Origin of the sequence: Microbulbifer sp. SAOS-129_SWC (genome assembly GCF_039696035.1) — a bacterium.
Lineage (GTDB): Bacteria > Pseudomonadota > Gammaproteobacteria > Pseudomonadales > Cellvibrionaceae > Microbulbifer.
Genome location: NZ_CP155567.1, coordinates 1347092 through 1360697 on the forward strand (window position 1 = coordinate 1347092; position 13606 = coordinate 1360697).

Consider the following 13606-nt stretch of genomic DNA (forward strand, 5'->3'; position numbering starts at 1 on the left):
AATGGCCCCGTTTTTTATTGCCCGCCCTGCAGGTCTTCCAGCATCAACTTGCGAATCACCGGTACCGGTGCGCTGCCGTAACTCAGAAATTTTTCGTGGAAGGATTCCAGATTGAAGCGATCGCCGAGCTTGCGTTTCATCTCCTCGCGCAGCGCGAGAATATCCTCGTAACCGGCAAAATAGCTGGTGAGCTGCACCTGGCTCAGGGTTGCGCGGCGCCACTTGCCCGTGGCCTCGGCTTTCTGCTGGAAGGCATCTTTCACCATCAGCTCCATCGCGCGCGTTTCGTCGATACCTTTTACCTGGATCTCGTAGTCGAGAATCGTGTTGGTGACGGTGCGCAGGTTCCACTTGTAATACATCAGCCACAGCTCCGGGGAGAAATCGCCGTAGCCGGCTTCCAGCATCATGCGTTCGGCGTAGACCGCCCAGCCCTCGATCATCGCGCCGTTGCCGAGGATACTCTTGATCAGGCTGGGGGAGCGGTTGGCATAGATCAGCTGGGTGTAGTGGCCGGGGATGGCCTCGTGGATGTTGAGGATCTGCATCACATAGCTGTTGTATTCGCGCAGCAGACTCTCGGCCCGCTCATCGCTGAATTCCGCGATCGGCATCACGTTATAGTAGGTGTTGGCCTTCTTGTCATAGGGGCCCGGCGCGTTGATTGAAGCCACCGAGAACCCGCGCATATACGGCGGGGTGGTGCGCACGACCAGCGGTTTCTCTGCGTCGAGAGACAGGAGTCTGTGTTTGGTGACGAAGGCCGCCAGCTGCGGAATCTGTTTTTCCACTTCGGCCTTGAACGTCTCCTTGGTGGCGTGGTGCAGGGAGAGTTTCTCCAGCACTGTAGAAATGCGCTCCAGGCGATCCTGTGGCGGCTGCTGGTTGGGAAAATACTTTGGCCACAGCTTGTCCGCCAGCTCGGTCATCTTGTCGTGGAGCCGCGCTTTTTCCTGTAGCGCGCGGTCGTACAGCTCGCTGGCGGTCATGCCGATCTGGATATCGTATTTGAACTTCTGCTCGTACAGCTTTTTACCGATGCGGAAGTCCCTGTAGCCCTGGGTTTTCTCCAGCTGGGTGTGGAGCGTCTGCAGGTATGTAATGTATTCCTGTATCGCCGCGCGGGTTGCCGCCAGACGTTTCTCAAACGATGCCTTTTCTTCCGCACTCAGGCCGCTCGCCGCCAGTTTATCCCGTAGTTCCTTGCCGAAAACGCTGAGTGCCCCTTCGTTCTGCTGAATGGCGAGCACCAGTTGTGGCGAGGCCGGAGTGCGCAGCGACTTTTCTGCAGCCTCATAGTAAGCCGGCACCTTCTCCATTCGGCTGCTGAACGTGCGCAGGCGCTGATCCAGCGGCGCATAATCGGTGTTGAGGATCAGGGCAAAAGTGGCGGAAACATTATATCGCGCCGGGTTCCACTGGTAGGCCTTGAACTGTTTGATCTGCCAGTGCAGGCGATCGAGGAAGTGCTGGATCATCACCAGATCACTGCTGGCATTGGGGGCGAGCTGGCCGGTGTCGACCTTGGCGAACAGGTCGCGGTATTTCTCCACAAAGGCGAGTTGCCGCTGGCGATAGGCATCGTCCGGAACCTGCAGCTGGTCGGCGACAGCATAGTAGCCCTCGCTCACCGCCCAGTCGGGAAAAAGTTTCCACAGTTCGTCTACCATCTGTGCTGACAGCCGTGCAAACGAGGTGCTCGCCGCGGAGTCTGTGGCATTGCCGTCGGCGTTGGTGTCAACGGCAGCGGCATGGTCGGGTGATGGGTTGGTGGTCGACTGATCGCAGGCGCTGAGCGCCAGCAGCAGGGCCAGGGCGGGCAGGGCAGATCGCATGGGTTCCTCAACTCGGTTGTTGGCTGCGACAAAGCTATCACAGTCAGATTGGTACCGGTAACCGCCTGCGCGCGGCGCCACGGTACCGGTGGCGCAGATGGCATCTGTGCTGTCAATTTTTAGCACTCTGTCCCATTAACGCGCGACGAAACCGCATAAAATCAGTTTTTATCTGGTGCAATTGTGTCCACGCTTGTGTCCACATAGTAGCGGCGGTTAGAGTGGGGCCCAACTCAAATGAGTCCATAATAATCAGTATTATTTTGAGGAACTCCCCCATGACCGAACTTGCCCAACAGAACTGTGAGGCCTGCCGCGCCGATGCACCGCTGGTCAGCGATGAAGAGCTGGCCGAACTGCTGCGCGAGATTCCAGACTGGACCCCGGTGGCCCGGGACGGAATCATGCAGCTTGAGCGCGTATTCAAGTTCCGCAATTTCAAGCAGGCGCTGGCATTTACCAATCGCGTCGGCGCCATTGCGGAAGAAGTCGGCCACCACCCGGCACTGCTGACCGAGTGGGGCAAGGTGACAGTGACCTGGTGGAGCCACGAGGCCAAGGGCCTGCACAAGAACGACTTCATTATGGCTGCGCGCACCGACCAGCAATTAGACGCGGAGTAACCGGCGCAGCCGGAGCCCCGTCCCGGCCACCCCGCATTGCATCGCGGGGTGCGCCTGAGTTATTGCCACGATACGGGGCTGCTATGTTGAGAATGAAATCGACCTGCGAGCGCTGCAGCGCGCCGCTGGGACTGGCCGACGAGGCCTTTATCTGTTCTTTCGAGTGTACCTACTGCCCGAGCTGTGCCGAGCAGTTGACGCACAACTGTCCCAATTGCCAGGGGCAACTATTGCTGCGCCCCAAGCGCACCAGCTCTCCCACCGAGGTGCCGGACCGCCGCTTCAAGGCCAAGCTGGAAAAGCTGCTGACCTGACGCGTCTGTGCCCGATGCACCTACTCCTTAACTGCCCACAATAGAAATTCGCGATTGCCGTCACCACCGGTAATAGGGCTGTCGATCGTGTCGCGCACGGTCAGGCCCAGTTTGTGACACAGTTCGGTAATGGTGCGGTGTACCTGCGGGAAGAGGCTGCTATCGCGCACCAGGCCACCTTTGCCGATGTGTTCCGGCCCCACCTCGAACTGCGGTTTCACCAGGCTGAGCAGCTGGCCACCGGGCTTCATCAGCGCGGGCAGCTGCGGCAGTATCAGGGTTTGCGAAATAAACGACACATCCATGACGATGGCATCGAAGCCTTCGTGGGCATAGGGGGCCAGCTGCTGCGCCTCCAGATGGCGGGCGTTGATACCCTCGAACAGTCGCATGCGCGGATCCTGCCTGAGTTTTGGCGCCAGCTGGTCGCGCCCCACATCCACGCCCACCACCAGTTCCGCGCCGCGCTGCAGCAGGCAGTCGCTGAAGCCACCAGTGGAGCAGCCCACATCCAGCGCGTGCCAGCCGCGCGGGTCGAGCCCGGTGTGGTCGAGAATAGCGGCCAGTTTCAGCCCGGCGCGGGACACATAGCGGTCTTCCGGCAGTGGTGCTACGCGCAGTTCGCAGTCCTCGGCGACCAATTGCCCCGCTTTACGTGGCGTCTCCCAGTTTCTACTACTGTTACCCAGCTGGACACGGCCAGCATCCACCAGTTTCTTGGCGTGAGTACGGGAATTGGCGAGCTGGCGCTCTACCAGCAGGCGATCGAGACGAATCATCGGCAGCGGGACAGACTGTTGAAGATGGTGGTGGAAGCAAATGCCATGCTAACCTCTGCTCGCGATGGATAGAAGCTCTATTCTTTTTAGGAGGAGGTAGGCGGCCGATGGCAAAGAACGGACTGAGTAAATTCAGGGTGCGCAAGGGCAGGGTGTTTGAGGCGCCGCTGGAAAGTGCTTTTGGTCGCCTGGTAACGCCTTTCGAAGAGTTCATCCATCGCCAGAGCAGCGGCGGTATCGTGCTGATGATCTGCGCGCTGGTGGCGCTGGCGATCGCCAATTCGCCGTTGCAGGAAGAGTACGAGCACCTGCTGCACCTGCCCTTCGGCCTGAACGTGGGGGACTGGTCGTTTTCCCTGAGTGTGCACCACTGGATCAACGATGGTCTGATGGCGGTGTTCTTTTTCCTCGTCGGGCTCGAATTGAAGCGCGAATTCCTCGTCGGCGAACTGTCGGATATACGCCAGGCGGTGCTGCCGGTGATGGCCGCGATCGGCGGTATGGTGGTGCCGGCGCTGATCTATGCCGGCCTGAATGGCGACAGCGATGCCGCCCGTGGCTGGGGGATTCCGATGGCCACGGATATCGCTTTCGCCGTGGGCTGCATTGCCCTGCTCGGCGACCGCATACCGCGCTCGGTGGTGACCTTTCTGGTCGCGTTGGCGATTGTCGACGACCTCGGCGCCATCCTGGTGATTGCCGTCTGGTATACCGAGAGTGTCGATACCGTCGCGCTCATGCTCGCAGGGGTGCTGGTCGTGTGCCTGTGGCTGCTCAATATTGCCGGGGTGCGCCGCGCGCCGGCCTATGTCTTTTTCGGCGTGTTGCTGTGGTATGAGTTTTACCTGAGTGGTATCCACGCCACCCTGGCCGGCGTTATCACCGCCCTGGCGATGCCGGCGCGGCCCAAGTACGACCCGGTGGCCTTCAGCACCTTTGTCAAAGACATCATCCGCAGTTTCGACCGCTGTTTCCGCCCCGGCGACAAGATTATCGCCAACGATGCCCTGCGCGCCCGCGTCACCGCGCTGGATCGGGGCGTCAACCTGGCGCAGTCGCCGCTGCAGCGTATGGAAACGCGACTGCATACCCCGGTGGCCTTTCTCGTGGTACCGATTTTTGCTCTGGCCAACGCCGGCATACCGATCGACAGTTTTACCAGCAGTGCGGCGGTGCTGAACCCCGTTACGCTGGGGGTAATCGCAGGTCTGGTACTGGGCAAGCTGGCGGGCATCGTCGGTGCCACCTGGGTCGGCTGGAAGCTGGGTCTGGGGCGCTTGCCGAACCTGGCCACCTTCCACCACATCATCGGTGTGGCGCTGCTCGGCGGTATCGGTTTCACCATGTCGATCTTTATTTCCGAGCTGGCATTTGCCGGTAAGCTGGACCTGCTAGTGCAGGCCAAGGCGGGCATCCTGCTGGCATCGGTGATTGCCGGGATCGCCGGCTTTCTGGTGCTTAGCCGGGCGCCGGTGGTGGAGCAAATCGCCCCTCTCGGTGACGGCGACTTTCCCCCCGCCGGAGAGGCGCAACGCGCCGGGGCCCCCGGCGACAAGACAGCCGAGTAGCCGGACCTCAAATGGCGAGCAGGGCCACCGTGGCGAGTGCCAGCCGCCTGCGTGGGCGGTTCGAAGGAAAACCGACGTGGGATTTCGGGCGCAGTACCGCGTTGTCCGACTCGGGCGAGCGCCTCAGGCCGGCGGCAGCGGCAGCCGGCCATCGACGGCAAACTGGCCGCGCCGAAAGCGGTACAGGCGGCTGGCCACTTTGAAGTCGACCTGGTCGACGGTGGCCTGGGAGTAAACCGGCGTGTGTCGCGACGGGCGGTGGCTCGCCACCGCAGCCGGATCGAAGATGGCCACGTTGATACCGGCATTGGCATCGCGGGCCGAGGTGTATTGCGCCAGCTGCACCCGGTGATCGCGCAGCGCCGAGCCGAGCGCCTGACTGTCGCGGTAACTGGTGGCGGAGCGGAGCGACGGGTAGCGATCAAACGGCGGCTGTTGCAGCAGCACGGCGCGCTCTGCGCGGTAACGCAGGGTGAAGGCGGTGTGCTGGGCATCGATGCGATTGGGCGGCGGGGTCTGCATGCCGTCCAGGTAGACGAAACGGTAGAAGGCGCATTCCGCCAGCGCCGTCGGCAGCTGTACCGCCCCGTAGCAAATACCTGCCTCGAAGCGGCGACCGAAGCGCGAGCCCCAGGGCAGCGGTGGGTAGCGAAACGGCGCTCCGAGCAGGTAGTGCAGCCTGTCGGCCGCCGGTGGCAGCGGCGGCTTGCTGTGTTGTTCCAGTAATTCTTCCAGCACCGCCTGGCTCTCCAGGCTGTCGGTGATGGATACCGTGGCCGCCTGGCGCTGGCTCTCGACCACCCGCCAGCACTGGCCGTCCAGTGGGCGCAGATGCTGTGCGCCGCCGCTCTCCTCCCAGATACCCACCGTTCAGGCAGCGCCGCGCAGCGCGTCCAGGTAGGCGCAGGTGTACGCGAGGCCGTCGAGGCGCTGGATCAGCTCCGCCGGGCGGCCGCCCAGGTGGCGGTTGGGGGTCTGCATAAAATGCTGGATATTGGCGCTGTCACCGCCATTCAGCGGCACCAGTGAGCGGTAGATGCGGATCAGCAGCATGGCGATCTCGCCGGTCTTGGAGTGGGGATCGATAGCGCCGGACTGCTTGAGACGCCCGAGTGCGGAGCGGCTGAGACCGAGCACACCCATCAGCTCCGCATTGCCGAGGCCGAGGGCCGCCGCCGCGCCGAAGAAACCCTCGGCCAGGGCCTGTTCCGGTGCCACCTGAATCTTGTGCATGCGCCGCTCCTGCTTGCCAAGCCCGGATCGGGACACTTGTGGCGCCCTTTACCGGAAGTTCTCGATATGGGTAATTTAATTAAAATTTACCCATTGCGCAACATGGGCCCGGTGCTGCCATGTCAGCGGTGTTCGCATGATTCCATGGTATCTTTGGATTGGCCTACCCAAAATCTGTTAAAAATAGTAATTGGTATGATAAGATTTTATTTTTTCTTTTATTTGGTAAGGCCAATATTGCTGTAGGCGTCGGCGCGGCTCAGGCGCGCAATGCCCGCACCAGGGCCTGCATGCGCTGGTAATGGCTACCTTTCCAGTAGATACGCCGGCAGCTTTCACACTGGAAGAAGGTGTTGAAATAGCGGCGGGTGTTGTCCGGTAGTTGTTCCACTACCTGTACCCGCGGTACCGGCCGCAGAGTGCCGTTGCAGGCGATACAGCGGCTGAAAGGGCGCATAGCCGGCTGCAGCTGCAGGCGTTCCACCACCTCGGCAATCTGCCGGCGCGGTTGTGTCGCACGCACGAAATAGCCCCGTTGCAGGCGGCGCCGTTTCAGCAGGCCGCGGTCGCGGCTGAGCAGAATGCGGCGCTCGTCGACGGAAATCTGTAGCAGGGTGTCGTCGTCATAGTCGGCGCGGAACAGGGTGTCGAAACCGAGCATGCGCAGGTAGCGCGCCAGCCGCCCGAGGTGGCAGTCGAGCACGAAGCGCGGGCGGCGCAATGGCCGCGGGCGCAGGCGTTGCAGTGGCGAAATATCCAGTGCCTCGAACATTGGGTAGACGCCGATGCGGTCGCCGTCGCACAGGCGGTAGTCGAAATTGACCGATTCACTGTTGGCGAGGATCAGATCCACTTCCGTGTGGGGCACGCCGAGGTTCTCGATCGCGTCCTTGACCGAGCCGGGCAGCGGGTATTCACGCGCAAACTCGCACTGGCGCCTGTCGCGCGGCAGGAAGTCATTGAGTTCCCGATAGAAACGAAACGTCACCCGGATCATAAGCAGATTGTAGTGGCGGCGAATACGAATCGACGGCGGCATAAATCGACGGGAAATCACGCAAGGGGGAGGGCAGGTATTGCAGATCGATGACTGGAACCAGGTGCACTGTGCACTGGCAGTTGCGCGCGCCGGCACCCTGTCCGGTGCGGCGCAGGAATTGGGGGTTTCGCACTCGACGGTGTTGCGCCGGGTCGATTCCCTGGAAAAAACCCTGAACGCGCGCCTGTTCTACCGCCACCCGCGCGGCTACGTGCCCACCGAGGCCGGGCGCCTGTTGATGCGCGCGGCGCAATCCATGCAGGAGCAACTCAATCTGCTGGTTGGGCGCGTGTGCAGCGGCAGGCAGCCGCTCAGCGGTGCGCTGACGGTTTGCGTCGGGGAGGAACTGGTCGCGCCGATGTTGCCGCTGCTACAGCGTTTTCAGCGGCGCCACCAGGGCCTGAGCCTGCGCCTGGCCGGGAGTGTTGGCGAGTGCCGCGGCGTGGCCGTCGGCCTGTGCGCAGGCGCGCGCCCTTCGGCGGCCGGCCTCGCCGTGCAGTCGCTGCCGCGATTGCCCTACAGTCTCTATGGTGCACGCAGTTACCTGCGCAAATACGGCGCGTTGCGCGGGCTCGACCAGTTCGGCGGGCACCGCTTTATCAGTTGTGCGGATTGCGCCGCTCATCCGGCGCTAGAGTGGATGGAGCAGTCGGTGCCCAAGCGCCAGCTGGCACTGCGCTGCGGCAGTGCGGGGCAAATGCTGGAAGCCGTGCGCGCGGGCATCGGTATTGCGCCGCTGAGTGTGTGGCGGGCGCGCGCGGAGGAGGGGCTGTGCCGCCTGCTGCCGCCGCCCGCCGAGTGGCAGCGCGACCTGTGGCTGTACAGCCCGCGGGATGCCTGCGGCAATTCCGCCGTGCGGGTGTTCAGTGCTTTTGTCATTGACTGCATTGCGCGCTTGCAGCGCGTGCATTCTATTGATGAAGCCCGCGCGGTGGCGGCCGTTGCCGGTGAGGAAAAGTAAACTTTAAAATCCCTCCGGTTACTTTTATGCTTCTTCGTCTAGCTGGCGGAACCTGCCCCGCTGTCTGGATTCGCAGTATAAAAATAATCCATAAGTAACTTCATATGTCGTATCCCCGTTCCGCCCAGCGCCTCTACGGCCTGGATAGCCTGCGCGCACTGGCCATCATTGTCGTGCTGATCTATCACTACCGCGTTGTCGTCAGCCGGGAGCCACTGTTCGGGTTTATGAGTGAACTGGGGTGGGCCGGCGTGGATCTGTTTTTTGTCCTGAGCGGCTATCTGATCGGCAACCAGGTGCTGGGTGCGCTGGCCCGCAATGAAGACTTTTCCCTGCGGCGTTTCTACGCGCGGCGGTTTTTCCGCACCCTGCCCAACTATTACGTCGTGCTGGCGTTGTGCCTGCTGGTACCGGCACTGAACGGCAAGGACACGGCGCCGCTGTGGTCTTTCCTGAGTTTTACCCAGAATTTAGCCATGCGCCCGGGTGAGACTTTTACCCACTCCTGGTCGCTATGTATCGAAGAGCAGTTTTACCTGCTGTTTCCACTCGCGGCACTGCTATTGCTGCGACGCTTCCGCTCGCCACTTGCCGGCTGGGTGGTGCTGGCGGTCGGCAGCCTGGCGGCGATGGCACTGCGCATGGTGATGCTGGAACGCCACGGCGGTGCCGATATCGGTGCGCTGGATTACTACCAGTACATCTACTACACCAGCGTGACCCGCTTTGATGAACTACTGCCGGGGATTGCGATTGCGCTGTTGAAAAACTTTCACCGCGATACCTTCGCGCGTTTGCTGGAGCACGGACAAAAGCTGTTGCTGGTCGGTATTGCCCTGGTCGCGTTCGCGTTTTACGGTTTCCAGAATTACTGGTATCGCGGTGGCATCGGTGTGGATACCTTCTGGACCACCTGCGGATACAGCCTGCTGACCTGGGGGTTTGCACTGCTGGTGCTGTCCGCACTGTCGCCCAAATCCTGGCTGCATCGCGCGCGGATTCCCGGTGCCGCGAGCATTGCGGTCTGGTCCTACGCGCTATATCTGATTCACAAACCGTTGTTCAAGCTCCTGAAAGAACCGGTCGGTGATGCCGGATTCAGTGTCGACGGCTACGCCGGTATGGCGATTATTCTGGCTGTCAGTATTACCGCCGGCTGGCTGCTGTTCCGCACTGTGGAAACCCCGTTTATGCGTATGCGCAGCCGCCTGGTCCCGTCGAATGTGCGCGCTCCCGCGCCGGTAACCGCCGCGGTATCGGGTTGATGGTGGCACCGTGACCCCGGCGATCAAGGCCCTGCAAAAGGCGAAAGCTCAGTTCCGGATTCACGAGTACAGGCACGCCCCGGGCACCGCCTCCTACGGACAGGAGGCGGCGGAAAAACTGGGGGTGGCGCCGCAGCGCGTGTTCAAGACCCTGGTGGTTGCATTCGACAACGGCAGCTGTGCAGTCGCGGTGGTTCCGGTCAATGCGCAGCTGGGGATGAAACAGATCGCGCGCGCTGCCGGCGCCAAGAAGGCCGCGATGGCCGAGGGCGTGCAGGTGCAGCGCCTGACCGGATATGTCCTCGGCGGCGTCAGTCCCATCGCCCAGAAAAGGCGCCTGCGGACATTCATCGATAGCACGGCGCAGCAGTTCGACACAATTTTTGTCAGTGCCGGGCGGCGCGGGCTGGAGATTGAACTGCGCCCGCAAGCGCTGCAGCGCCAGACCCATGCACAGTTTACCGACCTGGCGGTGAGCGACTGAGTCAGCCCTGTCTACACTAAGCAGTTGTGATCAATCATTCTGCGAGGCAGGGAAGGCGGCACTATTGCATAGCTACCGTATTCGACCAGACTGCTCCTTCCCCGTCGCGGTGCTGCGCTGATGGTGCGCAGGGGCTTTTACGTCTTTGCGGTGCTCGCGCCGCTGCTAACGGCGGCGTGGGCCCTGATCTGGCCGCCGGCCTGGTGGCTGCTGGCGCTGGTGATCGCCCTGGTCGCAGTCGGCAATTACGATATCTATTCCCGCCACAACGTGCTCTACAACTACCCGGTGATCGGCCACTTGCGCTACCTGCTGGAATTTGTGCGGCCGGAGCTGCGCCAGTATTTTTTTGAATCGGAGACCAGCGGCAGGCCATTCGACCGCGAGCAGCGGGATATCGTCGATGCCCGCGCCGATGGCCGGCCGGATACGGCCGCTTTCGGTACGGTGCAGGAACTGGAATCCAGCGGTTTCGAATTTGCCCGACACTCGCTGGCGGTGAAGGAGGTCGATTCCGCCGCCGAGCGGGTTACCTTCGGCGGGCCGCAGTGCCAGCACCCCTACCTTGCGTCGCGCCTGAATATCTCGGCGATGAGCTTTGGCTCCCTATCTGCCAATGCCATTCGCGCGTTGAACCGCGGCGCCGCCCTTGGCGGCTTTGCCCACAATACCGGTGAGGGCGGGCTAAGCCCCTATCACCTGGAATACGGCGCGGATGTTATCTGGGAGCTGGGGACCGCCTATTTCGGCTGCCGCACGAAGAACGGGCGTTTCGATGCCGGCGAGTTTGCCGAAAAGGCGGCGCACGATCAGGTGAAGATGATCGAGATCAAGCTGTCCCAGGGGGCCAAACCCTCGCATGGCGGTCTGCTGCCGGCGGCCAAGATTACCGAAGAAATCGCCCGTATTCGCGATATCGATATGGGGGTGGATTGCCTGTCCCCGCCCACGCATACGGAGTTCGACTCACCGATCGGGTTGCTGCAGTTTGTGGCGCGGGTGCGCGAGCTCGCCGGCGGCAAGCCGGTCGGTTTCAAGTTGTGCCTCGGGCGTCGCGACGAATTCCTGGGGATCTGCAAGGCGATGCACGAGAGCGGGATCCGCCCGGACTTTATCACCGTGGATGGTGCCGAAGGCGGCACCGGTGCGGCGCCAATCGAGTTTTCTGATCGGCTGGGCAGCTACATCAACGACGCGCTGCCGTTCGTGCACAATGCGCTGGTCGGCAGCGGGGTGCGCGACGATCTGCGCATAATCGCCAGCGGCAAGGTGGCCATGGGCTTCGATATGGTGATCAAGCACGCGCTCGGCGCCAACGCCTGCAACGCTGCGCGGCCGTTTATGTTCGCGATCGGCTGTATCCAGGCGCGGCGTTGCCACACCAACAAATGCCCCACCGGCATTACCACCATGGATCCACACCGCACCCGCGCGGTGGATGTCATGGCCAAAGGGGAGCGGGTGCGCAATTTCCACCGCGGCACTCTCGATACCTTCCTGAGCCTGACCGGGGCGCTGGGCTGCTCGCATCCGGACCAGCTGTCGCCGGAACTGATTTATCGCCGCGCGCCAGACGGTGCCGCGCGGAGCTGTGCCGAGATCTACCCGCTGGTGCAGCCGGGCCAGTTCCTTGGCGGCGAAGTACCACCGGAATATGCGCACGACTGGCAGTCGGCGTCCGCCGACCGTTTCTGAATGCGGTCTTGCGGGATGCGGTAGGGAGCCCGCTGAGGTACAGTTGTCGCAGAGTTAACCCGGCAGTCTTTAATGGACGGGTTAACAGCAATGCGCATTGCGCACTGCTGTTGCCTGCGGAGTTACGGGTGGTGCCGCCGGTGCCGCGCGACCCCGCAGCGATCGACGGATAATCATAACAACAGGAATTGCCATGAAATCTCTCACGCTGTCACGCAAACTGGTGCCGCTGGCCGTGCTGCTACTGGCACTCGGCGGCTGCGGCAAAAAGTCTGAACCCGCGCCGGCGACCCCGGTAGAGAAGTCTGCGTCGTCTGCGGCGAAATCCGCCGAGGAGCTGGATATGGATCAACTGGCGCGCAACTATGTAATGCTGGTGCTGGAACTCGGCAACCACGACAAAACCTATGTCGATGCCTACTACGGCCCCCAGGCGCTGAAGGACAAGGCTGCTGCCAGCAATGCCACGCCGGCACAGATCGCGACGCGCGCGAAAGCATTACTCCAACAGCTACCGGAACGGATTCAACCGGCGGGCGACCTGGAAACCCTGCGCCAGCACTATCTGAAAACCCAGCTGCGCTCGGTAGTGGCGCATGCGGAAAGCCTCGCCGGCAAGAGTAAGCCCAGTTTCGAGCAGGAGGCCGAGCTGCTTTACGATACTCGCCCGCCAAAGCAACACTATGCGGAATTCGAACCGGTGCTGGCGGAACTGGACAAGCTGCTGCCCGGTGACAAACCGTTGCACCTGCGCGTACAGGCGTTCCGCCAGCAGTTTGAAATTCCCGCGGACAAGCTGGATGCCGTTTTCACCGCCGCCATCGATGCCTGCCGCGAACGGACCAAACAGCATATCCAGTTGCCGGCCGACGAGAATTTCAAGCTGGAATACGTCACCGATAAACCGTGGAGCGGCTACAACTGGTACCAGGGCCATGCGCAGAGCCTGATCCAGGTCAATACCGAACTGCCGATCATGATCGACCGCGCCATCGACCTCGGCTGCCACGAGGGCTATCCGGGCCACCACACCTACAATACGCTGCTGGAGAACAATCTGGTCGACCAGCGCGGCTGGATCGAATACAGCGTCTACCCGCTGTTCAGCCCCCAGTCACTGATCGCCGAAGGCAGTGCCAACTACGGTATCGAACTGGCGTTTCCCGGGCAGGAAAAAGCCGAATTTGAAAAAACCGTGCTCTACCCGCTGGCCGGGCTGGATCCGGCCGAGGCGGAAAAATACGATCGCGTACTGGCCCTCATTGAAAAACTCAGTTTTGCCGGCAATGAGATTGCGCGCCAGTATATCGATGGTGAAATCGACGCGGACAAGGTTGTCGAGCTGTTCCAGAAATACACGGTAATGAGCCCGGAAAAAGCCAAACAACGGCTGCGCTTTGTCGATACCTACGGTGCTTACGTCATCAACTACAACTGGGGCAAGCAGCTGGTGGCGAACTATGTGGAGCAGGGGAATGCTGACAGCGACCAGCGCTGGCAGCGTTTCAGCAAGCTGCTGTCGTCGCCGCGGTTGCCGTCGTCTCTGGACTGGTAATCGGGTAGATTGACGATCGTGTTGCCCGCTTGAATACTCCCAGTGGGCGGGCGACATAGTATTCTTATTGGCCGGGTATTCTGATTGGCCGGCACTTTTTCTGAACCCGGTCGGAGCGCGGCGGCGTTGTTGGCGCCCCGCGGCCGCCGTGCTATCCTGCCGGCAGTCGAAAAAGGTGGACCGGTTTGGTGAGCCCCGGTCAGTGCTTCGCACCCCGTGCAGCATTTAATTCCAGCCAATACTTTCCAGTCAATT

At 61.7% G+C, this 13606-nt stretch carries 13 protein-coding genes; 8 read left to right on the forward strand and 5 right to left on the reverse strand.

Going from position 1 to position 13606, the window contains the following annotated elements; translation table 11 throughout:
• Positions 1-14 precede the first annotated feature (14 nt).
• Entirely contained in the window at positions 15-1835 is a 1821-nt protein-coding gene (locus ABDK11_RS05695) for a DUF885 domain-containing protein (RefSeq protein ID WP_346839333.1), read from the reverse strand.
• Positions 1836-2113: 278 nt separating this feature from the next.
• Here ABDK11_RS05695 and ABDK11_RS05700 point away from each other — a divergent pair, with 278 nt between their 5' ends.
• On the forward strand, positions 2114-2458 hold the full coding sequence (locus ABDK11_RS05700) for a 4a-hydroxytetrahydrobiopterin dehydratase (RefSeq protein ID WP_346839334.1): 345 nt from the start codon (positions 2114-2116) through the stop codon (positions 2456-2458).
• Between the two features lie 83 nt (positions 2459-2541).
• Positions 2542-2772: a DUF1272 domain-containing protein gene (locus tag ABDK11_RS05705; protein ID WP_346839335.1), complete on the forward strand. Its 231-nt coding sequence runs from the start codon at positions 2542-2544 to the stop codon at positions 2770-2772.
• Between the two features lie 20 nt (positions 2773-2792).
• On the opposite strand, the gene ABDK11_RS05710 is transcribed toward ABDK11_RS05705, so the two are convergent.
• Positions 2793-3551 (reverse strand): TlyA family RNA methyltransferase, encoded by a 759-nt coding sequence (locus tag ABDK11_RS05710; RefSeq protein WP_346839336.1) that lies wholly within the window; start codon positions 3549-3551, stop codon positions 2793-2795.
• A 107-nt stretch (positions 3552-3658) separates the two neighbouring features.
• On the opposite strand from ABDK11_RS05710, the gene nhaA reads away from it, so the two are divergent.
• Positions 3659-5119, forward strand: a complete 1461-nt coding sequence (gene nhaA / locus ABDK11_RS05715) for a Na+/H+ antiporter NhaA (protein ID WP_346839337.1) — start codon at positions 3659-3661, stop codon at positions 5117-5119.
• A 123-nt stretch (positions 5120-5242) separates the two neighbouring features.
• Here nhaA and ABDK11_RS05720 read toward each other — a convergent pair whose 3' ends face one another.
• From ABDK11_RS05720 to ABDK11_RS05730, 3 genes are all read right to left on the reverse strand, one after another.
• On the reverse strand, positions 5243-5986 hold the full coding sequence (locus ABDK11_RS05720) for an RES family NAD+ phosphorylase (RefSeq protein ID WP_346839338.1): 744 nt from the start codon (positions 5984-5986) through the stop codon (positions 5243-5245).
• A gap of 3 nt (positions 5987-5989) precedes the next feature.
• Entirely contained in the window at positions 5990-6352 is a 363-nt protein-coding gene (locus ABDK11_RS05725; RefSeq protein ID WP_346839339.1) for an MbcA/ParS/Xre antitoxin family protein, read from the reverse strand.
• A gap of 259 nt (positions 6353-6611) precedes the next feature.
• Positions 6612-7349, reverse strand: coding sequence for a Mut7-C RNAse domain-containing protein (locus ABDK11_RS05730; protein ID WP_346839340.1), 738 nt, complete (start codon positions 7347-7349; stop codon positions 6612-6614).
• Between the two features lie 79 nt (positions 7350-7428).
• Here ABDK11_RS05730 and ABDK11_RS05735 point away from each other — a divergent pair, with 79 nt between their 5' ends.
• The 5 genes from ABDK11_RS05735 (at position 7429) to ABDK11_RS05755 (ending at position 13351) form a co-directional block, all read left to right on the forward strand.
• Complete coding sequence (locus ABDK11_RS05735) at positions 7429-8352, forward strand: LysR family transcriptional regulator (RefSeq protein ID WP_346839341.1); 924 nt, start codon at positions 7429-7431, stop codon at positions 8350-8352.
• A 104-nt stretch (positions 8353-8456) separates the two neighbouring features.
• Entirely contained in the window at positions 8457-9617 is a 1161-nt protein-coding gene (locus ABDK11_RS05740; RefSeq protein WP_346839342.1) for an acyltransferase, read from the forward strand.
• A gap of 10 nt (positions 9618-9627) precedes the next feature.
• Positions 9628-10101 (forward strand): Cys-tRNA(Pro) deacylase, encoded by a 474-nt coding sequence (gene ybaK, locus ABDK11_RS05745; RefSeq protein WP_346839343.1) that lies wholly within the window; start codon positions 9628-9630, stop codon positions 10099-10101.
• Between the two features lie 120 nt (positions 10102-10221).
• The gene (locus ABDK11_RS05750; protein WP_346839344.1) at positions 10222-11796 is read left to right on the forward strand and encodes an FMN-binding glutamate synthase family protein; all 1575 of its coding nucleotides are present in this window, start codon (positions 10222-10224) and stop codon (positions 11794-11796) included.
• Positions 11797-11989: 193 nt separating this feature from the next.
• Entirely contained in the window at positions 11990-13351 is a 1362-nt protein-coding gene (locus tag ABDK11_RS05755; protein ID WP_346839345.1) for a hypothetical protein, read from the forward strand.
• The last annotated feature ends 255 nt before the right edge of the window (positions 13352-13606 follow it).